At 35.7% G+C, this 26,298-nt stretch carries 25 protein-coding genes and 1 tRNA gene; 8 read left to right on the top strand and 18 right to left on the bottom strand.

All coding sequences use genetic code 11. The features are described from left to right. Positions 1-86: 86 nt before the first annotated feature. Entirely contained in the window at positions 87-1,127 is a 1,041-nt protein-coding gene (locus tag IGK81_RS02495; RefSeq protein ID WP_034699623.1) for a YeiH family protein, read from the top strand. 145 nt (positions 1,128-1,272) lie between these two features. On the opposite strand, the gene IGK81_RS02490 is transcribed toward IGK81_RS02495, so the two are convergent. Further along, a complete protein-coding gene (locus IGK81_RS02490; RefSeq protein ID WP_034699824.1) occupies positions 1,273-1,758 on the bottom strand; it encodes a methylated-DNA--[protein]-cysteine S-methyltransferase in 486 nt (161 codons plus the stop codon). A gap of 216 nt (positions 1,759-1,974) precedes the next feature. On the opposite strand from IGK81_RS02490, the gene IGK81_RS02485 reads away from it, so the two are divergent. Next, on the top strand, positions 1,975-2,916 hold the full coding sequence (locus IGK81_RS02485; protein WP_034699620.1) for a glycosyltransferase family 2 protein: 942 nt from the start codon (positions 1,975-1,977) through the stop codon (positions 2,914-2,916). Between the two features lie 226 nt (positions 2,917-3,142). On the opposite strand, the gene IGK81_RS02480 is transcribed toward IGK81_RS02485, so the two are convergent. From IGK81_RS02480 to IGK81_RS02470, 3 genes are all read right to left on the bottom strand, one after another. Then, positions 3,143-4,624 (bottom strand): helix-turn-helix domain-containing protein, encoded by a 1,482-nt coding sequence (locus tag IGK81_RS02480; RefSeq protein ID WP_412003928.1) that lies wholly within the window; start codon positions 4,622-4,624, stop codon positions 3,143-3,145. Positions 4,625-4,761: 137 nt separating this feature from the next. Then, positions 4,762-5,157, bottom strand: coding sequence for a hypothetical protein (locus tag IGK81_RS02475; protein WP_034699615.1), 396 nt, complete (start codon positions 5,155-5,157; stop codon positions 4,762-4,764). Positions 5,158-6,004: 847 nt separating this feature from the next. Further along, a tRNA-Thr gene (locus IGK81_RS02470) sits at positions 6,005-6,077 on the bottom strand. A 119-nt stretch (positions 6,078-6,196) separates the two neighbouring features. Between IGK81_RS02470 and IGK81_RS02465 the strand changes: the two genes are divergently transcribed. Beyond that, a complete protein-coding gene (locus IGK81_RS02465) occupies positions 6,197-6,439 on the top strand; it encodes a hypothetical protein (protein ID WP_010719992.1) in 243 nt (80 codons plus the stop codon). A 392-nt stretch (positions 6,440-6,831) separates the two neighbouring features. Here the strand turns inward: IGK81_RS02465 and upp are convergent, their stop codons facing one another. The 7 genes from upp to IGK81_RS02430 all read right to left on the bottom strand — a co-directional run bounded on the left by upp (position 6,832) and on the right by IGK81_RS02430 (position 14,368). Beyond that, a complete protein-coding gene (gene upp / locus IGK81_RS02460; protein ID WP_010719993.1) occupies positions 6,832-7,461 on the bottom strand; it encodes a uracil phosphoribosyltransferase in 630 nt (209 codons plus the stop codon). Between the two features lie 234 nt (positions 7,462-7,695). Further along, positions 7,696-8,643: an alpha/beta hydrolase gene (locus tag IGK81_RS02455; RefSeq protein ID WP_034699612.1), complete on the bottom strand. Its 948-nt coding sequence runs from the start codon at positions 8,641-8,643 to the stop codon at positions 7,696-7,698. Positions 8,644-9,175: 532 nt separating this feature from the next. Then, on the bottom strand, positions 9,176-10,420 hold the full coding sequence (gene glyA / locus IGK81_RS02450) for a serine hydroxymethyltransferase (RefSeq protein ID WP_034699610.1): 1,245 nt from the start codon (positions 10,418-10,420) through the stop codon (positions 9,176-9,178). 232 nt (positions 10,421-10,652) lie between these two features. Then, positions 10,653-11,684, bottom strand: coding sequence for an L-threonylcarbamoyladenylate synthase (locus IGK81_RS02445; RefSeq protein WP_034699608.1), 1,032 nt, complete (start codon positions 11,682-11,684; stop codon positions 10,653-10,655). Positions 11,685-11,875: 191 nt separating this feature from the next. After that, positions 11,876-12,715 (bottom strand): peptide chain release factor N(5)-glutamine methyltransferase, encoded by an 840-nt coding sequence (gene prmC / locus IGK81_RS02440; RefSeq protein ID WP_034699606.1) that lies wholly within the window; start codon positions 12,713-12,715, stop codon positions 11,876-11,878. Continuing rightward, positions 12,708-13,781, bottom strand: coding sequence for a peptide chain release factor 1 (prfA, locus tag IGK81_RS02435; RefSeq protein ID WP_034699602.1), 1,074 nt, complete (start codon positions 13,779-13,781; stop codon positions 12,708-12,710). The genes prmC and prfA overlap by 8 nt, the downstream gene beginning before the upstream one ends. Positions 13,782-13,783: 2 nt before the next feature. Next, positions 13,784-14,368: a thymidine kinase gene (locus IGK81_RS02430; protein WP_010719999.1), complete on the bottom strand. Its 585-nt coding sequence runs from the start codon at positions 14,366-14,368 to the stop codon at positions 13,784-13,786. Positions 14,369-14,601: 233 nt separating this feature from the next. On the opposite strand from IGK81_RS02430, the gene IGK81_RS02425 reads away from it, so the two are divergent. Beyond that, a complete protein-coding gene (locus IGK81_RS02425; RefSeq protein ID WP_034699599.1) occupies positions 14,602-15,198 on the top strand; it encodes a class I SAM-dependent methyltransferase in 597 nt (198 codons plus the stop codon). A 140-nt stretch (positions 15,199-15,338) separates the two neighbouring features. Here IGK81_RS02425 and lepB read toward each other — a convergent pair whose 3' ends face one another. The 4 genes from lepB to IGK81_RS02405 all read right to left on the bottom strand — a co-directional run bounded on the left by lepB (position 15,339) and on the right by IGK81_RS02405 (position 18,305). After that, entirely contained in the window at positions 15,339-15,908 is a 570-nt protein-coding gene (lepB, locus tag IGK81_RS02420) for a signal peptidase I (protein WP_010720001.1), read from the bottom strand. Between the two features lie 207 nt (positions 15,909-16,115). Then, positions 16,116-16,889, bottom strand: a complete 774-nt coding sequence (locus IGK81_RS02415) for a DUF6681 family protein (protein ID WP_010720002.1) — start codon at positions 16,887-16,889, stop codon at positions 16,116-16,118. After that, entirely contained in the window at positions 16,886-17,386 is a 501-nt protein-coding gene (locus IGK81_RS02410) for a hypothetical protein (RefSeq protein WP_025480242.1), read from the bottom strand. The genes IGK81_RS02415 and IGK81_RS02410 overlap by 4 nt, the downstream gene beginning before the upstream one ends. A 187-nt stretch (positions 17,387-17,573) precedes the next feature. Next, positions 17,574-18,305: an epoxyqueuosine reductase QueH gene (locus IGK81_RS02405; RefSeq protein WP_034699597.1), complete on the bottom strand. Its 732-nt coding sequence runs from the start codon at positions 18,303-18,305 to the stop codon at positions 17,574-17,576. 171 nt (positions 18,306-18,476) lie between these two features. Here IGK81_RS02405 and IGK81_RS02400 point away from each other — a divergent pair, with 171 nt between their 5' ends. After that, positions 18,477-19,859, top strand: a complete 1,383-nt coding sequence (locus IGK81_RS02400) for a TrkH family potassium uptake protein (protein WP_148282908.1) — start codon at positions 18,477-18,479, stop codon at positions 19,857-19,859. Positions 19,860-20,026: 167 nt separating this feature from the next. On the opposite strand, the gene IGK81_RS02395 is transcribed toward IGK81_RS02400, so the two are convergent. Then, positions 20,027-20,689 (bottom strand): CPBP family intramembrane glutamic endopeptidase, encoded by a 663-nt coding sequence (locus IGK81_RS02395; RefSeq protein ID WP_034699594.1) that lies wholly within the window; start codon positions 20,687-20,689, stop codon positions 20,027-20,029. A 498-nt stretch (positions 20,690-21,187) separates the two neighbouring features. Between IGK81_RS02395 and IGK81_RS02390 the strand changes: the two genes are divergently transcribed. From IGK81_RS02390 to IGK81_RS02380, 3 genes are all read left to right on the top strand, one after another. Further along, positions 21,188-22,030, top strand: a complete 843-nt coding sequence (locus IGK81_RS02390) for a helix-turn-helix domain-containing protein (protein ID WP_412003929.1) — start codon at positions 21,188-21,190, stop codon at positions 22,028-22,030. Positions 22,031-22,251: 221 nt separating this feature from the next. After that, positions 22,252-23,604: a Mur ligase family protein gene (locus IGK81_RS02385; protein WP_010738405.1), complete on the top strand. Its 1,353-nt coding sequence runs from the start codon at positions 22,252-22,254 to the stop codon at positions 23,602-23,604. Further along, the gene (locus IGK81_RS02380) at positions 23,597-24,289 is read left to right on the top strand and encodes a type 1 glutamine amidotransferase (protein WP_034699589.1); all 693 of its coding nucleotides are present in this window, start codon (positions 23,597-23,599) and stop codon (positions 24,287-24,289) included. Before IGK81_RS02385 ends, IGK81_RS02380 begins: the two co-directional genes overlap by 8 nt. A gap of 400 nt (positions 24,290-24,689) precedes the next feature. Here IGK81_RS02380 and IGK81_RS02375 read toward each other — a convergent pair whose 3' ends face one another. Then, the gene (locus IGK81_RS02375) at positions 24,690-25,742 is read right to left on the bottom strand and encodes a hypothetical protein (protein WP_010720010.1); all 1,053 of its coding nucleotides are present in this window, start codon (positions 25,740-25,742) and stop codon (positions 24,690-24,692) included. A 50-nt stretch (positions 25,743-25,792) separates the two neighbouring features. After that, entirely contained in the window at positions 25,793-26,293 is a 501-nt protein-coding gene (locus IGK81_RS02370; protein WP_051641771.1) for a hypothetical protein, read from the bottom strand. Between the last annotated feature and the right edge of the window lie 5 nt (positions 26,294-26,298).

The raw sequence follows: 26,298 nt of genomic DNA, 5'->3' as shown, positions 1-26,298 counted from the left end.
AGTTCAGAGTCGTCGTCCTCTAAATACGAGTACCCGTTTTTCAACTCTGAAACATGTGCACAGATAATGAAAGGAATTTTTAGAACATGAATCTACAAGTAACCATTAATCAATTTAAAAATCAAGGCTCACGAAGAATCTTACCTGGATTACTTCTTGCTTTTTCAGTAGCAGTCATGAGCAAACTTCTCGCATTGTTGCTCCCACAGCTTGGTGCTGCCACGATCGCCATTTTATTAGGGATCTTGTTAGGTAATACTTTTTTCAAACAACCTTCTTTAGCCATTGGAACAAAATTCGCTGAAAGCAAATTATTGGAATGCTCCGTTTTCTTATTGGGAGCAACGGTTACGGCTCAAACGATTGCTCAAATCGGCATCAAAGGGATTGCCTTCGTCTTGTTGCAAATGAGTGTGACGATCGTCGGTGCCTATTGGATCGGCAAAAAATTGTTGTTTAGTGATACAGCTTCCTTGATGATGGCAGGAGGAAATGCTGTTTGCGGTTCTTCGGCTATTGCAGCGATCGCTCCAGTGATCCATGCTGAAGAGGAAGAAAAAGGACAGATCATTACATTAGTTAATTTATTAGGAACGATCATGATGCTTTCTTTACCTTTTCTTGGCTTACACTTATACGGAGATCACTTAATTGAAAAAAGTGCCCTTTTAGGTGGAACACTTCAATCTGTTGGACAAGTAGTCGCTGGCGCCAGTTTGCTTGATGCTTCAGTTGTTCAATTTGCCATGCTCTTTAAAATTTTAAGGATCATGATGTTAGTTGCTGTTGTCTATTTATTTGAAAAATTTATCCAAAAAAAGACAGCTTCTGCTGAAACGATTTCGTCTGACAGTTCCAAGAAAAGAAGATTCCCATTACCATGGTATGTTTTAGGCTTTTTAGTTTTCTGCTTGCTCAACAGCCTATTTACGCTCCCAACTTTTATCGACAAAGGGGCTCACTTTATTAGTAATTGGTTTGAAATCACTGCTTTAGCCGCAATTGGTTTACGTTTAGATTTCGCTAAATTCATGAAAGAAGGACCTCGATTCTTATCTTATGGTCTAGCAGTTGGTTTACTGCAAACTGTTGCTGCGCTGCTATTCATTTGGTTAACAACACTATAACTACCGGATGCCACTGGTATAAGCGGTCTGCCTTTGTTGGCTTCATAAAATTTTCCAGACTTAAAACCACCTCTTCGTCCCAAAATAGTCACTTCTATTTCAGGGCGAAGGGGTGGTTTTTAGGTCAAATAATTCCAGTTCTTTTTTATTCAGATAGTGCTTTTTCTAATACAAGTAGTTGACGTTTGATCAATAAGCCAGCTTCCGCATTTCCCATATACCCGGTTAATTGACCGTTTTGTCCAATCACTCGATGACATGGAATCACGATTGGTAATGGATTCATGCGATTCGCTTGTCCGATTGCTCGGACCGCTTTGGGATGATCAATGGTTTCTGCTATTTTTTTATATGTGCGTAATTCTCCATAAGGAATCTCTTGCAATGCTTGCCAAACCTTTTGTTGAAAAATCGTGCCTGTGTTAATTGATAACGGAAGTTGAAAGTCTTGCCGATTGCCCTCAAAGTACTCAGCCAATTGACGTTCTGTTTCAAGTAGGATTTCTTGTTTCTTTCCTTGATCCTGTGCACCATTTACCGCCATTTCTTCAATCGGATAAAACGAAACCTTCGTCAACCCATTCTGATCTGCATCTAACCATAGTTCTCCAATTGGCGTATTTATTTTCATTTTCATCGTCTAATCCTGAATGAACTAGACTTGCCCTCCTCTACCGTTCTACTATTTTATTTATCTTGTATTATTTTAGCTAAAAATGCAATTTAAAGTTTTATTAAGTGTCAGCTTAATGATAAACTAAAAATGATGATTACTTAAGTAACAGAAAATACAGTTTATTTACTATTCTGTTCGAACAAATAATATTTGCTTGAAAGGATTTATCATATGAAAATATCAATTGTTGTCCCTTGCTATAACGAAGAAAAGACTGTACCGCTTTTTTTCGATGAAGTAGAAAAATTCAAAGACGGACACGAGTTTGAATACTTGTTTATTGATGATGGCTCCTCAGATGGTACGCTACAAGCTATTAAAGCATTAGCGAGAAAATATGAATATGTGAGATTCGTTTCTTTTTCTCGAAATTTCGGAAAAGAAGCTGCCCTCTATGCGGGTTTACAAGCTTCGACCGGGGAGCTAATCACAGTAATGGACGTTGACTTACAAGATCCTCCAGAATTACTACCACTCATGATTGAAAAAATCACGACAACTGACATTGATTGCGTAGGAACGAGACGCTCAACAAGAGAAGGAGAACCAGTGATTCGGAGTTTCTTCGCTAAACGGTTCTATCAGTTGATCAATAAAATCAGTGACACAGAAATGGTAGATGGTGCAAGAGATTTCCGCTTGATGACTCGACAGATGGTTGATGCTGTTTTAGAGTTAACCGAGTACAATCGTTTTTCAAAAGGATTATTTAGTTGGGTCGGTTTCAAAACAGAGTATCTTTCCTTTGAAAACCGTGAACGAGTGGCTGGTGAAACCTCTTGGTCCTTTTGGAAATTATTCAATTATTCGATTGATGGAATCGTCAATTTTTCAGATGCACCACTAACGATCGCCTCTTTCACTGGCGCTCTTTCTTGTATTGGTTCGGGAATTGCTATTTTATTTATCATTGCACGAGCATTATTATTTGGTGACCCGACAGCCGGCTGGCCTTCAATGGTATCGATCTTTTTATTTATCGGCGGCATCCAATTACTATGCCTAGGGATCATTGGCAAATACATTGGTAAAATTTTCCTTGAAACCAAACAACGCCCCGTTTATATCATACGTGAAACAGAACAAACCATCGTTTCTCGTGAAAAAGAATAAATCGTGAATACTGACCGTTGTGAGAATAGCTATTTCTATTTCGAGATGTTCTCCCTTCGTGCCCAAGGTTGTCTCTATAAAAAAACACCTGAAATGAGCGTTTGATTTCAGGTGTTTTTTTATTTTTCTAGTTAGAAAATACATTACTTCTAAACACAACAATAACATTCCGATAAAGCTATTGAATAAATCTCTGTCACATTATAGGCAGGTAAAAGAAAAAAGACTAGGTGGTAGAGGAAACATTGGACGTTTCCTTTTGATTTACGACATTTTTTTCGCTGATGCATTGTTTAATTTGTTTAATTAGTTCTTGCCAATTATGATTGTTGGGCAATCGTTGCCATAAGATATGGGTACATTGAAGGTTTCCTAAATGAAAGTCAGAAATATAGATATCCGTTTTCGAAGAAATAACTTTTTCAATGACTATTTTTCCAGCTAAGGAATATTGGAGATGTTCTGCAATAAACTCTTCATACGCTTTTCCATAAGAAAAATCCAACGTAATATAAACAGCTTCTTCAACTGCTTCTAAGGGAAAATTTTCAATCAATTCCATCATATAGTACATGTATAAATCTGCTTTTTCTTCTTCATTAAGTAAAATAGAACGAGCTGTTTCCATAATGGTTTCATTGACTTTCTGATCAAATAAAGGATATTCTTCTCTTAAAAATTGAAAATTATGGATATTTCCAAAACGATGATGGATATCGGGCATAAATAACAACCGTTCATGTATCGGTTGCACATTTTTCAATAACACTTTAAACAGACGTTGATCAACAAAAGTTGAATCAGCAATACCTTTTAGCATACTTGAATAATTATTGTTAAAAATTGACAGTGTCGGATCTAGTTCAGAAAAATCTAGACAAGACTTCTTATCAATGATCCGATTAACATATAAATAGGCATACAAGACTGAAGCTTCTTTTACTGCTACTGTATCTGATATTTGGTACTCTGTCTTCAATTTTCCTGCAAGTTTTTGAACCAATATTGAGGTATGATCAACTTTGATCGTCAGATGTGCTTCATCCAAATACGCTTTTCTCTGAATCCGAAGCGCACTGATTGATAGAAATAAAGATAATTTATAACGTAAACTATTACGGATTCTAATTCTAAAAAATTGTTCGATCCAAAATACAAGCCGATCACTTTGGTTTTTTTGTTGCTCAGTAAAAGGGGAATCAATCCCATTCAAATTATGGAGAATGCCATACCCTACCGAGCGAATCTTCCATTCATTCCCTACTATCTTATTTTTCTTAATAATGAGATGATCTTTTTCTAACAATTTATTGATTCGTTTTTTATAAAGATATAAAGAAGAATTTGAAATGTAATGATCGGTCGTAAATTTATTAATCGGTCGGTTTGAAAACAGCAGGAAAATAAGCAGCTGATAAGTTAGCGAACTATTTAAATAGTGCTGACGTAATTTAAGAATGTTCTCATCACAAATAAAAGAATATACTTGAATAACGCCCCGCTTTACGACAAAAAAATCATTTAAGCATAATTTCTGTTCTAGCTCCATTTTCAACTCATGAATTAATTTACTTAATTTAAATTTAGATATACCTGTTTTCTGCGCTAAAAAAGAGATTTCTACTCTTTCACCAAGTTTTGTCTGAATAAGTTCCAAAAGTTTAATTTTCATTTTTGAGTTTTCATCTAGCAACTGAACGATATCCATTTCGCCATTCCTTTCTCTAATTACTTCCAGTAGATGAATTCAATACACTAGAAGTATGTTAATTATTCAGTTTTGCTCTTTTTCCAAAAGATCTGATAGTCTTCAAGAGCATTGAATCCTATTCCAAACATTTCGAATCAGAGGCTAGAAAGGTTCTTTTCGTTCGTTTTTGACAAACTTCGTTGTTTTATTTGTTGCTGTGTAGTTGGTTTTATTTGCTGTTTTATTTGCTGATGAACTTGATAAACGATCTGTTTTACTTCATTTTTATTTATATTTTGAGTTTCAACAAGCTCTTTATTTTGAAGTTGACTAGGAATTTTAGGCGCTTCATTTATCGTTATTTTATGGTAAACATAAGTAACTGGTTGATACTGATCATTCAATACATCCATACGCTCATCTGAAAACTTGCTCTCATCCAAAAGATTTCTTTCAAGTGTCGCTGCGTAAGCAAATGTTGTCCCGTTAGTAAGAACCTGACCAACAACTAACCCCATCACCAATACCTGATAAATTTTTTTCTTTTTCATTTTTCCCTCCTAATTTAAAATAAATTCAAATATATAATTAGAATAGAGTGTTTTTTATTGAATAAACACCAATTTTTTCCGTTTTTTTCTATTTTTTTCACTTTTAAAATAAAAAATAATAGTATTATGAAGGTTTGCTGATGTTTGCATATAAATATGAAAAATAAATAACTAATTTCAAGTGAATTTTTTTTGATCGTCAAATTTCTTCAACTTTTAAATCAGAAGGTCATGAAGCAAGATCATACAGACCATCGTTTATTTCAATATAAAAATACAACTACAGAACTAGTTCGCTATCATTAATAACGACAAATAAATAACCAATAAAAAAATCGGTATAACATTTTAAAAATTAGTAATCTATATTTACAGTGAAAAAAAAGGCGACTTAGATAGCAAAAAAAGGAATAATGTGCCAAATAATTGACTTGATTTAAGAAAAAAATCATTTCCTATCCGCTTTTTTCCTAACCATAATTTTACATTTATTAGAAATCCCACTTAGTTTTTTTATAAAAAAGAACGAAACCTCTAGTTGTGCCAAACTCCTTTAATTTTCAACAGTTTTATGAGTCCATCTGTTTTAGCACTTGGTGGCTGTCATTTGTTCAACAAAAAAACCTCAAAACTAGTAGAATCTACTAATTTTGATGTTTAAAAATTGGTTGAAGAACCAGATCTTGATGCTTCTTCTCAGTTATTGAATAGTAAAATAGATCCAGAATCGACATCCCCGTATCCGCTATTTTTAATGATGTTCCTTCCTCTTCTTTTCAAATTCCTTACGAAAAAAAGCAACGATCTCAAAATAAAAAATCTTTGAGATCGTTGCTTTTATAAATGATGCCAGCTGCAGGGATCGAACCTGTGACCTACGCGTTACGAGTGCGTTGCTCTACCAACTGAGCTAAGCTGGCGTTTCCATATGAAATTATATACGTATTTTAAAAATTTGTAAAGGCACAAGTGTAAATTTCGTTCTATTTCATGATTTTTTTCATAAAACGTGGTATAATTGATATGAAAGGCAGGTTTTATGAAAATGGCAACGTTTGGAAAATTTGATACAACTATCGTACCGTCAGAATTTGGGGAAAAATTTACGATCGACACTCACGTGACATTTATGATTCATGGAACACCGCAAACTGGAACAATTTCAAAACAACTGAAAAACTCGGCTGTGGTTGAAATTGACAAAACAGATGAAAATGCCAATTTAATGACGCAAAGCAAAGGTGTAATCATCATCAATTACAAAGAATTGAAGAAAATTTAACACTGACCATCTCTGCGTTTTTTGGGATGGTTTTTTTTATTTGAAAAATTTCATCAACTATCTAGGATCACTTATTCCATTCATGTCATCATAAATGTGCCTATTGTTCTCTCTAACTTAAAAACAGTTTTTTCTCACATCAATAAAGACTTATGAGATGTCAAAAACTATCCTCTATTCTTTTGCTGTTCCTCTTGTTCACTTAAGATTCCGGAAGACTCAATCCGTTTTTTCAAATTCCGTATATTCTTTGATCCATCTTCTTGCAGCTATTCTTTGAATAAACTACTTTCTATCAAAACCATGATAAATTACTAGAATTAATAACAAACAAAAAACCATAATAGAATAAGAAATCCTACTATGGTTTGGTGCCTTAGCGTTTATTATTTTTATTTCGTACCAAATAAACGGTCCCCTGCATCGCCTAGACCTGGAACGATGTAGCCGTGTTCATTCAATTTTTCATCTAATGCAGCTGTGTAGATGTCAATATCTGGATGTGCTTCTTGTAAAGCTTTTACACCCTCTGGAGCAGCTACTAGACAAACAAATTTGATATTTGAAGCGCCACGTTCTTTTAATGCATCGATCGCCATGATCGCTGAGCCACCTGTCGCTAACATTGGGTCAACAACAAATAATTGTCGTGCATCGATATCTTCAGGTAATTTTACGAAATATTCATGAGGTTCAAATGTTTCTTCGTCACGGTATAACCCGATATGTCCGACTTTCGCAGCTGGGATCAATTCTAAAATACCGTCAACCATCCCAATACCTGCTCGTAGAATCGGAATGATCGCTACTTTTTTACCAGATAACGTTTTTTGAGTTGTTTCTGTAATCGGTGTTTCGATTACGATATCTTCTAATGGCATGTCACGTGATACTTCATATGCCATCAACATAGCAATTTCGTCGACAACCTCACGGAAAACTTTTGTTCCACAGTCTTTGTCACGAATAATAGTTAGTTTATGTTGGATCAATGGATGGTCGATTACTTGGAATTTGCCCATTTTTCTGGTCTCCTTTGTTCTGTCGTTTCTTTTTAATTGTAAAACAAAAAGACCCAATTGACTAGTCAAACCAACAACTTTTCAAAAGAAAATAAAATAAATAAAACAACAGTAATCAAAAATAAAAAAAAGCAGTAAAAAATAACAAAAAAGCTTTAAACAATGAATTTTTTTGTTATTTTTACTGTCTTTTAGTCAGATTAATATTACATATATCTGGTTATATAAATAGGATCATCGATCCTTCTGTAACCACTGAGTCGCTAAAAGCATCGCTGCTCTGGTAGCATTGGTTTGGTCCAATGAATTGACCATCACAAAATCGTGGATCATCCCTTGAAAACGAACCTGGGTGACTGCCACACCTGCATCACGTAACTTCCGAGCATAAGCTTCTCCTTCGTCTCTTAAAACATCCGCTTCACCAGTTAAAATCAAAGCTGGTGGTAAGTCTGCCAACTCTTCAGAAGTCGCTCGTAATGGTGATGCTGTGATTTCTGACCGCTCTGAATCATCAGTTGTATATTGGTCCCAAAACCATTTCATTCCTTCTTTTGTTAAAAAATAGTTTTCGGCAAATTCTTGATAAGAATCAGTAGTGAAATTGGCATCCGTCACCGGATAAAACAAAAGTTGTTTTTGGATGGGCAACCCTTGGCGTTCTTTGGTTAAAATAGTCATTACAGTTGCCATATTACCTCCAACTGAATCGCCCGCTACCGCTAATTCAGATAAATCTAACCCTTTTGATTCCGCTAGTTCACTTAGCTTTTGTAAGACTGCATAGCTTTGTTCGATCGCTGTTGGATATTTTGCTTCCGGCGAGCGGCTGTACTCTGGAAAAACGACGACCGAGTTCGTGCGAACGGCTAATTCACGAATCAACTTGTCATGAGTTTGTGCGCTACCAAAAACCCAACCAGCTCCATGAATATAGAAAATCACTGGTAATTTATCAGTATTTCCTTCTGGACGGACAAAACGAACGTTGATGGACCCCCATTGACCAGTATCAACCGTTAAATCTTCAATGTCGACTGGTAGTTTATCAACGGGCGATTCTTGGACTTTTTCTAATAGCGCTCGTCCTTCTTCAGGTGGTAATTCGTAGATTCTTGGGTGGGGAGCATTTGCATCACTAAATTCGATTGCTGCTTTTTCTAATGAGATTCGTTCGGTCATCATGGTTCCTCCCTAGATTATAATAAAAAGCCAAATTACACCTCATATACTAGTGAGCCCCAATGAAAAAGTCAAAAAATCAGTTTGTTTGTTTTCTCTCAAACTCAGTCAACATAAGCATTCCCCATACGTCCCCCAGTACCTCCGTCTTAGTTTATCCCTTCATTAAAACAAAACCTCAACACTTCCATACCTAATCCATCTCAGTCCTATATCTCAGGCTATTTTAAATAGATCTCACCAATGTATTCGTGCTGCATCGATAGAAGAAAACTTTTGCCTAAATAAAACTAAAACACCCAAAAGAAGCGATTCCAACAACTTTCCCTTGAAAAAGTACCCACACACAATAAGCCATTTCAAAAAATAATCCAAAGAATTCCAAAAACAGGAGAAGCGATTTTGGATTCTTCGGATTATTTTTAATACACAGTAAATTTCAGCAAACTAAGAATTTTGAAACAGTTGCTTTTTTATGTCTGCTGATGGTACTTCTTGCGTTAAGCGACTCGTTTTGTAGTGATTATTCCTTTTATTTATTATATAAAGGATATTTTTCAGTCAATTCACGCACACCAGCTTTGACTTCAGCTAATTCGGCTTCATTCTCTTTGGCTTGTAAAGCTTTGACGATCAATTCCGCCACCTTCGCAGCATCTTCTTCTTTGAAGCCTCTTGTAGTAATTGCTGGAGTACCGATACGGATACCGCTAGTCTTGAACGGGCTAAGTGTTTCAAATGGAATTGAATTTTTGTTAACCGTAATATTCACACTATCTAAAATACTTTCGGCTTCTTTCCCGTTTAACTCTAATCCACGGACATCAATTAAAACTAAATGATTATCCGTTGCGCCAGAGACCACTCTTGTACCGATTGCTTGATTGAAGACTTTTGCCATCGCTTTGGCATTAGCAATAATCTGTTCACTGTATTCTTTAAATTCAGGTGTCAATGCTTCTTTGAATGCTGCTGCTTTCCCTGCAATGACATGCTCTAGTGGTCCACCTTGGATGCCAGGGAAAACTGCACTATTGATTTTTTTCGCTAATTCTTCATTATTGGTCAAAATCATACCACCACGTGGTCCACGTAATGTTTTATGAGTGGTTGTCGTAGTAATGTCCGCATAAGGGATTGGACTTGGATGGACACCAGCTGCAACTAAGCCAGCGATATGTGCCATATCAACCATTAATTTCGCACCTACTTCATCAGCGATTTCTCTAAATTTTTCAAAATCAATGATTCTACCATAGGCACTTGCTCCGGCAACGATCAATTTTGGTTGATGTTTTCTAGCTAAAATCCGCACAACATTGTAATCAATAACTTCTGTTGTTGGATCAACGCCATAGGCTACAAAATGGTACGTTTTTCCACTAAAGTTCACAGGAGAACCATGAGTCAAATGTCCACCTGCTGAAAGATCCATCCCTAAAATCGTGTCACCAGGTTCTACTAAAGCAAGATATGCTGCCGTGTTCGCTTGTGAACCAGAATGAGGTTGAACATTGACAAATTTTGCACCGAATAATTCTTTTGCACGATCGATCGCTAAACTTTCAACGATATCGACAAATTCACAGCCACCATAATAACGATGCCCAGGGTAACCTTCTGCATATTTATTTGTCAAGATACTTCCTTGAGCCGCCATCACTGCTTCAGAGACAAAATTTTCGGAAGCGATAAGTTCCAAATTATTTTCTTGTCTTTCTTCTTCTTTTGCGATTGCTGCCCATAAATCTGGGTCAAACGTTTTGTAGTCTACCACACACAACAGCTCCTTCTTATTGTTTACTAAGAAATCATGAATCAACTAGCAATCTAGGCACGATCAGCTAAAATCCTTAACTGGTCATTCATGATTGCTTTAAAATGTTCTTTCTTACGAATGATTGCTGATTCTTTCTCTTTTGAACATGATCTCTCAGTTTTATTCAAATTTATTCAAGTAGAGTTTACTTTATTGCATTGTATCATAATAAAGTATGGGTACAAGCTACCTACGTTCTTTTTTCAAAATATTTTTGTCCCGCTGATTTTTTTAAGCGATTCATATAAGCATTTCCCAGACCTTCTTCTGGAAATACTGCAACAAAGATCATATCAAGTCCAAGGTTCTTCTCATCTAACCCACGTAATCCTGCAAATAATCCTTTCGTAGCGGCTTCTACTGAATCATCAAAATACATGTAGACTGCTGCTACATCAAAACGAACAGCTTCAGCAATTTTAGGACCTGCAATTACTCCAACACGCAAATGTTCTTCTTTCGCCCATTTTACAGCGGCTTCCCAATCATTTTCTTGGACCATCATGACTTGCGTATCAGGCGAATAGTGCTTATATTTCATTCCTGGTGATTTAGGTGTTTCAGTACTTTGGACTAAATGACGATCAACGGCTACCTTTCCACCGATCACTTTTTCAAGCTGTTCTTTGGTCACCGCTCCTGGACGTAAAATCATGGGTTCACGCTCCGGATCACTGAGATCGATCACGGTTGATTCCACACCAATTCGGGTTGCACCATCATCAATGATCCCATTGATTTTTCCTTTTAAATCATGGTAGACATGTTCCGCAGTCGTTGGACTAGGTTTTCCCGAAGTATTCGCACTAGGACCAACAATTGGTATACCAGCTAATTGGATGACTTCAAGTGTTTTTTTGTTATCTGGCATACGAAAAGCAGCTGTGGATAACCCACCTGTTACAATAGGTGGTAAAGACCCTTTTTTGATCTCAAAAATAAGTGTTAAGGGACCTGGCCAGAAATGATTGACGATTTTTTCCGTTAAAGGATGAAAGTTATCCACAAATTGTTTTACTTGCTCAAACGATGAAACATGGACAATCAAAGGATTATCTTGTGGACGACCTTTGACCGAAAACACTTCGGTTACCGCTTCAGGCAAAAGTGCATTAGCGCCTAGTCCATAGACAGTTTCAGTTGGAAAAGCAACGAGTTCGCCACTTTTTAATGCTTGTGCTGCTTCTGATAATTGTTCTTCATGATAATAGTTTGTTTCCACAGTCTATCCACACCCTCATTTTTCAATATGCTTGATTTATTCTACTTTATCCTCATGTTATCAACAGAGTGTTGATAACTATTTTGTCAATAGTGGATAAGTATGTTGATAAGTCAATAACTCGTTTTCATCCTTGTAAAATCAATGTTTTTTTATGATAAAAAAACATAAAAAATATTTTTCATCCACAATCAGCTCATCAAAGAAACTATTCGTTCATTTCCAAATAAATCTTTATGAATACTTACTTGTTTATTGGGGAATGCCGTTTGAAAGATTTGTTTCACGATCTCCCCTTGGCTAAATCCTATTTCCAAAAATAGTTTTCCCTCTGGTTTCAAACATTGTTTTGCTTCTTTTGCTATTTTTTTATAGATGGCTAATCCTTCATCTTTGGCAAATAATGCCATTTTAGGTTCAAATGTCCGAACACTTTCATCCATCAATTCCCATTCATCGAAACGAATATACGGCGGGTTGGAAATAATGACGTCAAAGGTTTGATCACTGACCGGTGCCAGTGTATCTCCATGATAAAAATGGATCGCCAGTCCAGCTTGTTGCGCATTCTCTTTCGCTACTGAAAGAGCTGCTGGAGATAAGTCCACAGCCGAAACGTCCCAGTTCTTTCTTGCAGCTTTTAAACTGATCGCAATTGCCCCTGTTCCTGTTCCAATATCTATGACCTTCAAGTTTTGTTCTGACGTTTCTTGTAAACATCGTTCAACTAATTCTTCTGTTTCCGGTCTAGGGATCAAAGTGTCCTCTGTCACTTTTAAGCGGTGACCATAAAAGTCAGCATATCCCAACAAATATTGAGGCGGATAATTGTTCATCAAATGCTCCAGATCTTGTTCGATCATCTGTTGATCTTCGCTAGAAATGGGCTCATTCATCTGCAACAACCAATCAAGTTTTTGCCAACCTTTACGTTCAAGAAAAAGAAATTGGATACTATGACCTTCTTTTCCATGATCTTCTAAAAAAGAAGAAGCCCGTGATAGGACTTCTAAATACGTGGTCTTACCCATTTTGCATTTCTTCCAATTTTGATGTTTGGTCATACATGATCAACGCATCCACGATCTCATCCATTTTTCCAGCAAGGATTTGATCTAATTTTTGGATAGTTAAACCAATACGATGGTCTGTCACACGGTTTTGCGGGAAATTATACGTACGGATCCGCTCAGAGCGATCACCCGTTCCAACGGCTGATTTACGGTTTGCATCGTATTCACTTTGTGCTTCTTGTTGGATTTTATCATAGACACGGGCACGTAAAATCTTCATGGCTTTTTCACGGTTTTTCAGCTGTGAACGTTCATCTTGCATTGCTACCACGATTCCAGTAGGTAAATGAGTTAGACGAACTGCCGATGCTGTTTTATTGACGTGCTGACCGCCAGCCCCTGATGCATGATAGATATCTGTTCTGATATCTTTATCTTCAATATCGATTTCTACTTCTTCTGCTTCTGGCATGACCACAACGGTTGCTGTTGATGTGTGGATTCGTCCTTGTGATTCTGTAGATGGCACTCGTTGTACACGATGCGCACCACTTTCATATTTTAATTTTGAATAGACATTTTCTCCAGAGATCATCATGATGACTTCTTTATAGCCACCGATACCAGTAATACTTGCCTCCATCACTTCCGTTTTCCAACCTTGTGATTCTGCATATTTCTGATACATGTTGAATAAGTCACCAGCAAATAACGCTGCTTCATCTCCACCTGCTGCCCCGCGGATTTCCATGATGATGTTTTTATCATCGTTCGGGTCCTTTGGTAGTAATAAGATTTTGATTTTTTCTTCTAATTTTTCTTTTTCTTTTTTCAAATCAGATAATTCTTCTTTGGCCATTTCAGCCATTTCATCATCCAACTTTTCACCTAATAGCTCTTCTGTATCTTTGATCCCTTGTACGACATCTTTGTAACGACGGTAGACATCAACAGTTTCACGAGTGTTTGCTTCTTCTTTTGACAATTGCATAAAACGTTTCGTATCTGAAATTACTTCTGGATCGCTTAGTAGCTCGCCCAGTTCTTCATAACGGTCTTCAATTGCTTGTAATTGATCGTACATCTTTATTCTCCTTCTGTCATAATTGATGGTTCAAAATAGTGTTTCCGACAAACGGGGTAATAGGCTTCATTTCCACCAATTTGTACCTGATCCCCCTCGTAAACTGGTTGACCATCGATATAATGTAAATTCATGATTGCTTTCTTATGGCAGAACCAGCAGATCGTTTTCATCTCTTCGATTTTGTCTGCATAAAGCAATAGATATTTTGATCCTTCAAATAACTCATTTCTAAAATCATTCTTCAAACCAAATGCCATCACCGGAATGTTTAATTCATCAACAATTTTCGTAAACGCAATTACGTGTTTTTTCTTTAAAAATTGCGCCTCGTCGATCAATATACAATATGGCTTATCCTCCATTTGAAAAATGACATCAAAGACATCTGTTTCTTCAAAAATCGGCGTGGCTTCTCTTTTTAACCCAATACGACTAGAGACAACACCAACACCATCTCTGGTATCGATCCCACTTGTCATCAAGACAACTGGTTTATTCTGTTCTTCATAATTATGTGCGACTTTTAAGATCTCAATTGTCTTGCCGCTATTCATTGCGCCATACTTAAAAAATAGTTGTGCCATTTACTTGCTCACCTTCCAGTTTGTTCCTATGGTATTATACTTGATTTTCATTATTTTTTACAGTGAGAATTTTTCATCTGGTAAAAACGTTACTTTATATTAAAACACTCATACATTTAAAACAATAGCTGCGTGTCTTTCAATTCTTCAAGATCAACTAGTGATTTGGGAAACCAGATTTTTTTGCTATACTTAATAAAATTCATCTAACTTATGAAGTCAGGAGTGACCTTATGTCAGAAATCTTCAATCAAATCGCAAACCATTATGATACTCCCGAAAGAAAAGCACTAGCAAAAATTATTCAAGACGAACTAATTTCTCAACTACCTTCCTCCACCAAAGAACTGACTTTTATGGATTATGGCGGAGGTACCGGATTGGTTTCGTTAGCTTTAGCTGACCAATTCAAGCAACTTCTTCTAGTTGATTCCTCTGATGCGATGCTAACAATTGCTGAAGACAAAATTAAGACTAGCGGATTAACAAACGTCTCTTCGGTAACGTTCGATGCCACAACCGAATCCATCGATCAAAAAGTAGATCTTATTTTGATGTCATTAGTCCTACTGCATATTCCTGACACACGTTTGATCTTAGAAAAACTCTACCACATGCTTACGCCAAACGGTCAACTTTTGATCATTGATTTTGATCACAATGATGCGATCAACCATCCAAAAGTCCATAATGGGTTTGACCATGAAGCACTTATGGCTCTACTTGAACAAATTGGGTTTCATTCCACGAATATCTACACTTTTCACTCTGGTAAAAATTTATTCATGAACCAAGATGCTTCTTTGTTTTTTGCTAGCGGAAAAAAATAAAAAATAAGCCACAGAATCCTTAAAATAGGAAAAACTATTTCGGATTCTGTGGCTTATTTTCTGGGCTAGACAACTTGGTCATGACCACTATTGCCTGCATTTTTGCTCATGCTCTTTCTGATACCTGCTCAGAAAGAGACTTAAAAGATTTTGATTTCGTTCAAAGGCCAGTAACGGAAAACTACTTTTCCTTGAATCATGTCTGCATCCACCAAACCAAATATTCGGCTATCTTTAGAGATCAAACGATTATCTCCTAAAACTAAATATTTTCCTTTGGGCACGACATATTCAAAATCACTTGTGAAATGCTGCGAATTTTCAGCCTGTGCTTGGAAAGCTTCACTGTAAGAATATTCATTCTGCAATTTATCTTTCGCAAAATCTTTTTTAAACTCATTTAAATAAGACTCATTATATTTTTTACCATTAATCGTCAATTGATCATTTTCCATTTTCACGGTATCGCCCGGCATGCCAATGATTCGTTTAACGATCATTCGTTCTTCATCTCCAGGTTCTTTCGTCGTGATAATATCAAAGCGTTCATACTTTGAGATTTTCGACGAGATCAATCGTTGACCATCACTCAACGTCGGATCCATTGAATGTCCATTAACGGTAACTGGCGTAAATACATAGACCCGAGCTAATAAAATAGCTGCTAGTACTACGATCAAAATACCCCAATTTTTAAAAAATTCTTTCACAACATACCTCCCGCTTTACTTTTGTTTTCTCTTCGTATTATTCAATTGATTTTTTTATTGTTCTTTTTTATTTTACCTTTTTTAGAAAGTAAAGGAAAGAATAAGAATACATCACGTATAACTCTATTTTTTTCTTTTATTATTCAAAGGGAGATTCTGTCATTTTTCATCCACAATTTTCCAACCTGTCTTGATCAACGTGATCCATTAACTTCGTGAATGCTTTCTTCGTTGACTTCTACTGTAAACCATTGCTTCATTTTCTGGTTGTTCTTTTTTCACGATAAGTTTTAAACGATAAGGCTCATGATACCTTAAGCCTTCTTTGACGAAGTCACCACCTACAATAAACAACCCAACTGGTTCGAGCTTTTCATCCGCCGAATCCATAAGAATCGTTCCAACAGGGGCTAAATCCGAGTAGCTGCGCCCAATACTCAACTGATATTCTTTTTCTGCTACTTTTTTAACGTAATAATAAGGATAAAGTGTGTTACGATCCACAAGATAGCCATCCATTCTTCCTAGATCATTTGTTTTAATCTCACCATTCCCGATTAAATAACGCATGTTTTCAGCTAATCGCAATTGATAATCTTCATCATAAGAAACACTGACTTCTTTCGTGTTCACTTTGTCGATTGCACCGCTATTCAGCATCGCTTCTTCTGTTTGAATATTGAATGCTTCTTCCGGTAAATATTTGACAAACAATTGTGTCACATCCGCTTTGGTATTCTTATCCAGAAAGTAATAAAACACATTCAAAATGATAAAATACACTAACACTAAAAAGCCGATTCCATACAAGAAAAATTGTAAGTAATTTTGGTTTTGCCAAAGTCCATAAATAATCCGTAAAAGATACATCGTTGGGATCACACTTAAAATCGTATAGCCTCGATTTAAATATTTAGGACTAATATCTAAATAACCTAAAAACTTATGCACGCTATTGATAATATCTAATAAAATTGTCATTGTGAATCACCTGCTTGCTGATTATACACTTGTTTTCCATCTGTATTTTGGGTTGGCGTTACATTTTTCACGGTAGCCTCTCCACTATCTTGTCCTTCAGTACTTGGTGTCGTATTACTTGGTACTGTTGACGAACTTGAGCTTGGTTCTGTATGATTTCCTCCATTGATCGCATTCGTATCACTGGTTTCGGATGAACTGCTTCCTTGCTTGTCAGACTTTTCTTTCGAACTACTTGGTTGCTCTGTAGAATACGTATTTTCATTGGTTGAACTCGTATTTTCTTCCCATGTGCTCGATGAATCATTCGTCTGATCCAGTGTTGTCGACGTTTCATTAGATGTGGTCTCTGGTGTTGATGTTGGTGTTGTTTCTTCCACCGAACTTGAACTAGGGGTACGATAACTTGAGCTGTTGACAACACCGGTCGCAGTAGCAACGATTGTTGAAATAGTTAAGACTGCTATTGGTTTCAAAATAGGTGCTACTTTTCGCATCATATCTCTTCCTTTATGTTTTATTTTTCATCACTATTATTTTTTATGCTTGGTCTAAAATTCATTTTTCCACCAAACTGAATATTCGTTTTCAATCGAATCAATCGCTTTTATTTTGACACTTAATTATACTTAACATAAATTTCTTATTTTTTTCTTACGTTTTCTTGAAAATTTTATAATAGAGCTAATTAATTGAAATTTTTGAACTTGCTAAATAATCCTTTGCTTCTTGGTTTATTTTCTTTAAATCACAACCTTGCTGTTTAGCTGCAAAGACACAGCCACAGTAACACTGACGAAAAATGTCATACTCTTTACACATCTGGATCGATCGCTCGTATCCTTTATTTTTCTTAAAATCACTTGGTAAGTAATGAGTTCCATAAATTTTTTGGATATCCATCCCGATTTGGTTGATCAGAGCAGCATTTTTCTTGGGTGAGATCGTTAATGCACTCCCAAAATAATCATAACCAAGTTCTTGGGCTTTTTGTGCTACCAGGTCTAAACGCATATTAAAACAGGCACTACATCTTGCGCCACCTTCTTTTTCTTCCGTAAGGCCTTGCGTAATGACCATTTTATTAAACTCGCTGGGGCGGTACTCATCAACGATCAGCTGAACATGATGATTGGTTTGCTCGTTAAACTGATCAACAAATCGCTTTTGTTCATGGAGTCTTCTTAAATATTCATTTTTAGGATGGATATTAGAATTTGAAAAAAATAAAGTAACCTCTGCAAATTGGCACATAAATTCTAACGTATGTGTGCTGCAAGGAGCACAACAAGTATGGATTAATATTTTTGGTCGAGTTTCTTCTTGTTGCCATTGTTGGATCATTTTTTGTAGTACTCGATCATAATTTATTTTCTGGTTTTTCATTTTTTCAACAATTACCTTTGCATCAATCATTGGGAGACCTCGCTATTCTTCAATTCTTCCATAATTATATGCTATTTGATAGCAAATCAAAAGAAAACGTACATTTTGTTTAAGATTTCTTTGAGTATTATTTATAACCTCGGTATACTGAAAGAAACAACTTTTAAAAAGGAGGATAGTTTCTTGAAATTAACCCTTTTCATGCGGAAATTAAGACGTCGAAGCGAACGTTACGCTTCTAGTCATTTTTCTTCAATCCAAGTCATTGTTTTTTACTATCTTATTATGACCATTGTCTCTTTAGGATTGTTTTACATTCCTTTTTTTCGTGAACCAGATAGTCATGTACCTTTTATCGATATGCTTTTCATGGCGATCAGTACAATCAGTGTAACCGGATTGTCCACATTTGATATTAATTCGGCTTTTAATGATAACGGGGTAATCTTACTTGAAATACTATTCCAAGTAGGTGGATTAGGGATTATGATGATCTCTACTGCTTTTATTATCTTTTCTAAACGAAGAATCACGTTACGACAGCGACAACTGATCATGACGGATATGAATCAGCCACGATTATCTGGTATTGTTCGTTTGATTCGTATCACCTTTGTAATTTTGTTGTGGTTCCAAGTCCTTTTTGGCGCTTTCTTTTCCATTTATTTCTATTATCGAGGCTACTTTGATCATTGGCGGGATGCACTTTTCTATGGATTTTACCAATCGATTTCTGCTGTGACCAATTCGGGTTTCGATGTCACAGGAAACTCAATCGAGCCGTTTGCACATGACTATCTGTTCCTATTTGTTATCATGTTTTTGATTTTTATTGGTGGGATAGGATTTCCTGTTTTGATGGAATTTCGTGAATGGATTTTGTATAAACGCTCAAAAGCAAAATTACCGTTTCGCTTTTCCTTATTTACAAAATTAGCGGTTTTAGCCTTTATCATCTTATTTGTTGGTGGGACGCTGTTAATCTTTTTACTTGAAAAAGACCATCTTTTTCAAGATTCTAGTTTAAGTGTCAAGTGGATCAATTCTATGTTTTACTCTATGACTACTCGTAATGCTGGCTTACAAATCCATGATTTGGGTAATTTCCAAATCACTACATTGATCGTTTTTTCTTTATTAATGTTCATTGGATGTAGCCCCAGTTCGGTAGGTGGTGGGATTCGTACAACGACCGTAGCAATTATTGGTCTTTATCTCTACTCTTTCCTTAAAAGCGAAGACAACATCAATATTTTTGGTCGTCGAATCGATAATGATGATGTGCGTAAGTCAGTCGTTGTATTTATGTTATCTCTTGGTATGTGTTTTTTCTGTATCGTCTTTTTATCAGCTACAGAAAATCAGCCTTTAATTGCAATTATCGTTGAAGTAACTTCAGCCTTCGGAACCACTGGCTTATCCCTGGGAATTACTGGGAACTTGTCAGTAATTGGGAAAATCACGATCGCAGCTTTAATGTTTATCGGTCGTATCGGTATGTTGTATACTTTGATGTTATTTGTTCCAAAAGAAACACGAGATTTAGGCTACGAATACCCTACTGAAAAAATCATCATTGGGTAAAATTTCAGACAATCGACAAACCTTGAAAGGCTGAATCTGTATTTAGTATACAAAAATGCATCCTGTGTCGCTCTAATAAAAATAACCCAAAGTAGTCAGAAAATAGAAAAGCTATTTTCGGCCACTTCGGGTTATTTATTTGTACTGAAAGCTTTGTTCTTATTTGTCTAAGAGGATAATAAACTTCCTAAAACAAAAGCAATTAAATCAAAAGCATAATGCACTGCCCAACTAGTATTCAATGACTTTGTTTTTAAATAGGCTTGGTTAAACCAAAGTCTAATTCCTCCTTGAACTAAGATGACTTGCACAATCGTGAACAACGCTGAACTTCCTAGATAAGTTTCAAAATGAATCAGTCCAAAAATAATTGCTGTGAGCAATGATGCCACCTTAGTATTGATCCTCATTTTTTTACGTAAAGTATCAAAAATAGTGATCGAAAATAGTTCTTCTCCCAGTAAAGCAATTGGTAAAATAAATACAAAAAACCACCAAGGATTATCTTGCGCACTATTTGCTTTCGTCTGAATATCTAACAACTGTGCCAGTATTCCCATGATCATCGAAGCCAACATACCATAAATTTGTGAACCAACTAAAATCAGCAAGAATGTTTTTATCAATCGTTTAGGTGTACTAAATAATTGCCTCACACCAACAAAACCAAATACCAGTAAATAGCTTACTAAACCACTAATAACAAGAAAACTAAACTGAATATAATAAAAGTCAACCTGAGTCAACCCATAGAACCCTGCCCCTAATACTCCAAAAGCAATCATTATTCTAAGGACTTGATTATTTGGTTCTGTAATTCTTTTTGTCATATTTCTTGTTCCTCTTCCCTTAAATAATTATCATTTGTTCATTGATTAGTCGCTGACGACCCTTCACATGAGTATTGTTTACGTGTCTTTTATACTGCCCCATCTCCTCAAACAAGCCTTCATCATTGACAGATTTCCAATGATTTATCACGAATGTTTTCCTTTAATTTTCAATAGTATAATCATCTACGAATGAAAATTCTTTTATAGTCCTATATTTAAGACTTTTGGTACTTTGTATCTAAAAATAACCTGACCATAAACACAATAAATATGCGAATAATTAGTTTTTTTGAACCCCACTTAACCTTCATTCGTACTTATTTGTTATAAGAAACGTGTGGATAACACCCCTCGTCTAACTTTACTAATTTCTCTTTCTTTCAGTCGCTTTTCTGGTCACTTTTCCAAAAGTATCTTTCTTAGAATTTTGACAAATTTTTTGCTACTATTACTTCATTACATAAACACATAAAATAATTTTGATGGAGAGATACTATGGAGTATGGTCAGTTAATACGAAAAATCCGATTAGATAAAGGTTTTTCTCAAAAGGAAATCTATTCAGGCATCGTAACAAAATCTTATTGCATTGAATTTGAAAAAGGAAACCATGACTTGTCTTTCCGACTTTTAGCTCAAGTGTTGGAGCGATTGCTGGTAGATGTGGAAGAATTTATCTTTTTATATGACTATTATCACTCTTCTTCACAAAATTTATGGAAACAATATGAATTGGCTTCTAATACAAAGGACTTAGAAAAGCTCTTTGAGATCTATCAAACGACAACCGCTTCAAAAGATAAAAAAAGTCAGCTTCTAAACGCTTTAACTAAAATTGGCCATGATCAATTGAGCGACCATCAAATAGACAATGAGACCTTGGAGTTCCTTGTTGATTATTTAAAATCCATCGAAACATGGACACTACAAGAAATCAAAATTTATACCAACACCTTGAATTACTTTTCAGAAGAACAGCAACAAATTTTCTATAAAAATTCATTAAAAAAAATTCAGATCTATCAAGAATATCCCGCTGGTAAAAAAATTTATTTGACTTTGCTTCTTAATAGTTGCGGTCATTTTATTTCCTATGGGAATTTCTTTTTAGCAAAAGATGCGCTTAGTCATTTAAAGGAATTAACTACCAGAACTGAAGATACAATCTTTAAATTATATCGTATTTATTTTGAGAACATTCTGATTTACTGTACAGAAGAAAAAAGCACAAGTGAAACAATGATCCACTTTATTATCGAAACCTTAGACAAACTGGAGTATTCTTTTTTAAGCGAACAATGTACACTCTTTTTTCAGACGATCAAAAACAACTATTAATCCACTATAATTATTCCTAAAAAATCAACTGTTATCCGTTGGGGCTATTCTTAGACTAAACGAAACTTCAAATAAACAATCAAGCCTAGTACCAATCGTTGTTAGACAAGAGAATCGCAACCATTTCTTAAAAAAAAGAAAAGCAATTTAACCTTTTTTTGAACATATGGTATGATTAATTGAATTTACTCGTCGTTAAGACGTTTTATGGAGGTTACATAATGGGAGTACGCAGTCAATTTGCGATTGCTGTTGGTAAAACATCACAATGGGCATTAAAAACCTTCTTTAAAGGAGGATCAAGTTTACCGGGTAAACTTGCACTTAAAATCGACCCACACATTTTAGACAGTCTTGCAAAAGATTATCAAGTGGTTGTCGTTACTGGAACAAACGGAAAGACATTGACAACTGCTTTGACAGTTAATATATTACGGCAACAATTTGATGAAGTATTAACCAACCCAACTGGGGCAAATATGGTTCAAGGAATCGTTTCTACTTTTTTGCAAGCCAAACCTAAAAAAGGGCAAAAAAAATTCGCTGTTTTAGAAATCGATGAAGCAAGTTTGAGTAAAGTAACTGAATACATGAAGCCTGAACTATTTTTATTTACAAACATTTTCCGTGATCAAATGGATCGTTATGGAGAAATCTATACCACCTACAAAATGATTGTAGACGGAGCAGCGAAATCACCTGATGCCACAATTATCAGTAATGGAGATTCGCCAATCTTCAACTCTGTGGAAACAATCAATCCTCGCCAATATTATGGGTTTGATCATGAAGAAGACCATGAACAAATGGCTCATTATAATACGGATGGTGTGCTCTGTCCTAAATGTCATCATATTTTACATTACAAGATGATCACGTATGCAAATTTAGGGAAATACTATTGTCCAAACTGTGACTTTAAACGTCCTGAACTTGATTATCGTCTAACGGATATGTTGCGCATGGACAATGTCTCAGCTGATTTTACGATTGATGGTCATAACTATGGAATTGAAGTTGGCGGGATGTACAATGTCTACAACGCGTTAGCTGCCACAGCGGTAGCTGAATATTTTGGGGTAACCCCTGAAAAAATCAAGCAAGGCCTAGGATACGACGAAAAAATATTTGGTCGTCAAGAAATCATTGATATCAATGGTAAAAAATGTACACTCGTACTTGTTAAAAATCCTGTTGGGATCAATCAGGTCATCGATATGATTGGCTTAGCCCCTTATCCATTCTCATTAGTTGCTTTATTAAATGCAAACTATGCAGATGGAATTGACGTTAGTTGGATCTGGGACGGGAATTTTGAACATTTTGCTGATATGGATATTCCTGCAGTGATCGCTGGTGGGGATCGTCATACCGATATGTCGTTACGTCTAAAAGTTGCAGGAATCCCTGAAGATAAGATCATCGAAACAAAGGAACTGAATGAAGTCATTAAAAATATCAAACAATTACCGACCGAACACGTCTACATCCTAGCTACCTATACAGCAGTTCTTCAATTACGAAAAGAATTAGCGAATCAAGGATTTATCAAAGGAGGGATGAATCATGCCTAATTATGAATTGAATATCGCCCATCTCTACGGTAATTTGATGAATACTTATGGAGACAACGGCAATCTATTGATGCTTAAATATGTCGCTAAAAAATTAGGTGTGACCTGTCATACCGAAATTGTCAGTCTGCATGAACCATTTGAAGCAGATAAATATGATCTAGTCTTTTTTGGTGGCGGACAAGATTATGAGCAACTGATCATTTCAAAAGATATCCAAGAAAAAAAAGCAGCACTAACAAACTACATTGAAAATGATGGTGTGATGTTAGCTATCTGTGGCGGGTACCAATTCCTTGGACACTATTATGTGGGTGCCAATGGAGAAAAAATCCAAGGAATCAGTGCATTAGACCATTACACCTTAAGTCAAGAAAATAATCGTTTTATCGGCGATATCGTTATCTATAATGAAGAGTTTAATGAAACCTATTATGGTTTTGAAAACCACAATGGGCGGACATTCTTAGGGGAAGGCGAACGACCTTTAGGAAAAGTCGTTCAAGGTCACGGAAATAATGGTGAAGACCAATCCGAAGGCGTCATTTATAAAAATGTTTTTGGCTCTTATTTCCACGGACCGATTCTTGCCCGAAATGAGAATCTTGCGGAACGATTGATTCGTTTAGCACTTAAACAACGTTATGGAACAGAACTTGACTTACCAGTCGAATCTTTAGCATAAAACATAACTTTTGTTACCATAAATATTTGCTGGATTGTGATTGGAAATGAATCAATAGTAACAAGCGCAACACCACAACAGAAATAGCAAACTTTAATAATTGAGCCAAAGAATACGAAAATCACTGCTCTGATTTCTGGTATTCTTTGGCCTATTTTTGATCAAGTAATGATTATTACCTTGGGATACGATTGGAAAAGCAAATGACTTCACTGACGATAAGAAAGAATCGTTTGAAAAAACGAACTAACTTTTCTGCCGTTACCTCTTTTCATTAATACTTCAACACTATCTTTTAACTAATAATTTTAGCTAATTTGCCAATCAGTTTTTCTTTTTTATTATTTTATTCCCCTTAATTAGTTACCCTTCGACAAATAACAACTGAATCCAAGACCACTCATTCCCTATCATTGATATCTGATTGACCAATCATTTCTAATCGTTGTTCCCACAATAATTGATTTTCCGGATCTTCATTTTGCTGGTATAACTCAATAAAATCAATAATGATGGAAGCTTGTTCGATATAAGTTTGTAATATTTTTTTCACTTCTTCCTCTTGGATCAATTCTAAATGTTTCGTTGTTTCTGCAATCTTCTTCTGTTTTAAAAAAAACAGCCCTTTCTGTAAATAATTTTGGTCTAACTTTTTTGATAGTTCTTCACTTTCTAAATATTTATTTAATATCTCTGCTTCGGCCAATTGTTCTAATTCAATGTAAGCAAATGCAAGCATCACTTTTCTTTTGTCAGATAAATTTTCTGGGGACGTTTCAATAACTACTTCCCAATCTTTTTCAAAAAAAGCTAAATCAAATTGTGCATCTGCGGTGGGGTAATATTCATTGATCTCTTTCAACCATGTAAATTCTTGTTGCTCTGTCAAATAGTCGATCAATTCATGACGCTTTTCTGGATATTCCGTTGCTGCTTGAAGATAGGCTTGCGCTTCGATTAATTTTGCCCATTCCTGCTCCTCTGTCGTGGTAATTTCTTTTTGATCTACTTTCGTAATAAAGTGTGGCCACATTACGCTAATTCCTATGAAAAGACTGAAAACAATCACCACAATAAACCAGACCCTTTTGATCGTGGGAATCAAAGATAGTAATTTTCCTTTGGTTGATCTGCTAGGTTCACCATACTTAATTGCTTTTTTCGTGCGTATCGCTGCTTTACTTTTTGTCGTCTTCTTTTTACTTCGGACTATCTGATATTGCCCACTGATTATTTCTTCTATGGCATCCTTTAACGGAAATTGTAATTCCATTGAATGAAGAAGGTGATTTTTATGATTGTAAATCCGAATACGACAACTACCTATGCTTTTATTAAGGATCGTTTGTTTATTGACCTCTTCTAATAAAATGAGGGCCTCGAAAATCGGTAGACGTTCTTCTTCGATTTCTAGCCTTTTGACATGATCAATCAGTACAGTTTCTCTTGCCATGGATAGACATCCTTTTCATTTACCAAAAGTGATGGACATAACCGTTATTTTCATTCTGCGTATTCTTTCGATTCCTTTTCAGCTATCTCTAATGGTTGATACCTTTCCACCAAAAAGTGTTTTGTAGCTGAATCAAACTCATACCAAATTTGAAACAGCCCTTCATTCTCAAGCGTTTTAGTAGACTTACCTTCTTGATTCAAACTATCAATCGTCCTTGTGACGTTGGCAATCACTTCAATTTGTTGGTCATTCACGTGACGTATAAAATTCTTACTTTTTATAAAACGAGAATGACCAAAAAATTGTGGAAAAAAATCGCTTTGCTTTCTGCTTTCTTCTTCAGCAATTTTCGCTTGTTTTGCTAAAAATTTCTCATAATTCAAATAATTATCCCCGTACTCTGTGAAAGTAAAATACGAGCGTAAAAAATCATTGACCTGTTGTTCCGAGAAATGAGCAATAGGTATACGGTTATTTGCTTCTTGTTGTGTGTTCTTTTTACCAACAGTATATCCAATACTTACCGCTATACTGCTACTGATAACCAAACAAG

Origin of the sequence: Enterococcus sp. DIV0703, assembly GCF_051711065.1 — a bacterium.
GTDB classification, from domain to species: domain Bacteria; phylum Bacillota; class Bacilli; order Lactobacillales; family Enterococcaceae; genus Enterococcus_B; species Enterococcus_B hirae.
Note: the sequence above shows the minus strand (reverse complement) of the source record. Positions and strands in the feature narration are given on the sequence as shown.

What these genes read in the sequence shown, in the direction of transcription:
- IGK81_RS02380 (WP_034699589.1), top strand. Translation starts at nt 23,597, where the DNA reads ATGCCTAATTATGAATTGAATATCGCCCATCTCTACGGTAATTTGATG.
- IGK81_RS02495 (WP_034699623.1), top strand. Translation starts at nt 87, where the DNA reads ATGAATCTACAAGTAACCATTAATCAATTTAAAAATCAAGGCTCACGA.
- IGK81_RS02410 (WP_025480242.1), bottom strand. Translation starts at nt 17,386, where the DNA reads ATGCGAAAAGTAGCACCTATTTTGAAACCAATAGCAGTCTTAACTATT.
- IGK81_RS02485 (WP_034699620.1), top strand. Translation starts at nt 1,975, where the DNA reads ATGAAAATATCAATTGTTGTCCCTTGCTATAACGAAGAAAAGACTGTA.
- IGK81_RS02385 (WP_010738405.1), top strand. Translation starts at nt 22,252, where the DNA reads ATGGGAGTACGCAGTCAATTTGCGATTGCTGTTGGTAAAACATCACAA.
- IGK81_RS02405 (WP_034699597.1), bottom strand. Translation starts at nt 18,305, where the DNA reads ATGATTGATGCAAAGGTAATTGTTGAAAAAATGAAAAACCAGAAAATA.
- upp (WP_010719993.1), bottom strand. Translation starts at nt 7,461, where the DNA reads ATGGGCAAATTCCAAGTAATCGACCATCCATTGATCCAACATAAACTA.
- IGK81_RS02430 (WP_010719999.1), bottom strand. Translation starts at nt 14,368, where the DNA reads ATGGCACAACTATTTTTTAAGTATGGCGCAATGAATAGCGGCAAGACA.
- IGK81_RS02490 (WP_034699824.1), bottom strand. Translation starts at nt 1,758, where the DNA reads ATGAAAATAAATACGCCAATTGGAGAACTATGGTTAGATGCAGATCAG.
- IGK81_RS02455 (WP_034699612.1), bottom strand. Translation starts at nt 8,643, where the DNA reads ATGACCGAACGAATCTCATTAGAAAAAGCAGCAATCGAATTTAGTGAT.
- IGK81_RS02465 (WP_010719992.1), top strand. Translation starts at nt 6,197, where the DNA reads ATGAAAATGGCAACGTTTGGAAAATTTGATACAACTATCGTACCGTCA.
- IGK81_RS02375 (WP_010720010.1), bottom strand. Translation starts at nt 25,742, where the DNA reads ATGGCAAGAGAAACTGTACTGATTGATCATGTCAAAAGGCTAGAAATC.
- IGK81_RS02425 (WP_034699599.1), top strand. Translation starts at nt 14,602, where the DNA reads ATGTCAGAAATCTTCAATCAAATCGCAAACCATTATGATACTCCCGAA.
- IGK81_RS02395 (WP_034699594.1), bottom strand. Translation starts at nt 20,689, where the DNA reads ATGACAAAAAGAATTACAGAACCAAATAATCAAGTCCTTAGAATAATG.
- IGK81_RS02475 (WP_034699615.1), bottom strand. Translation starts at nt 5,157, where the DNA reads ATGAAAAAGAAAAAAATTTATCAGGTATTGGTGATGGGGTTAGTTGTT.
- prmC (WP_034699606.1), bottom strand. Translation starts at nt 12,715, where the DNA reads ATGGGTAAGACCACGTATTTAGAAGTCCTATCACGGGCTTCTTCTTTT.
- IGK81_RS02390 (WP_412003929.1), top strand. Translation starts at nt 21,188, where the DNA reads ATGGAGTATGGTCAGTTAATACGAAAAATCCGATTAGATAAAGGTTTT.
- prfA (WP_034699602.1), bottom strand. Translation starts at nt 13,781, where the DNA reads ATGTACGATCAATTACAAGCAATTGAAGACCGTTATGAAGAACTGGGC.
- IGK81_RS02480 (WP_412003928.1), bottom strand. Translation starts at nt 4,624, where the DNA reads ATGGATATCGTTCAGTTGCTAGATGAAAACTCAAAAATGAAAATTAAA.
- IGK81_RS02415 (WP_010720002.1), bottom strand. Translation starts at nt 16,889, where the DNA reads ATGACAATTTTATTAGATATTATCAATAGCGTGCATAAGTTTTTAGGT.
- IGK81_RS02400 (WP_148282908.1), top strand. Translation starts at nt 18,477, where the DNA reads ATGCGGAAATTAAGACGTCGAAGCGAACGTTACGCTTCTAGTCATTTT.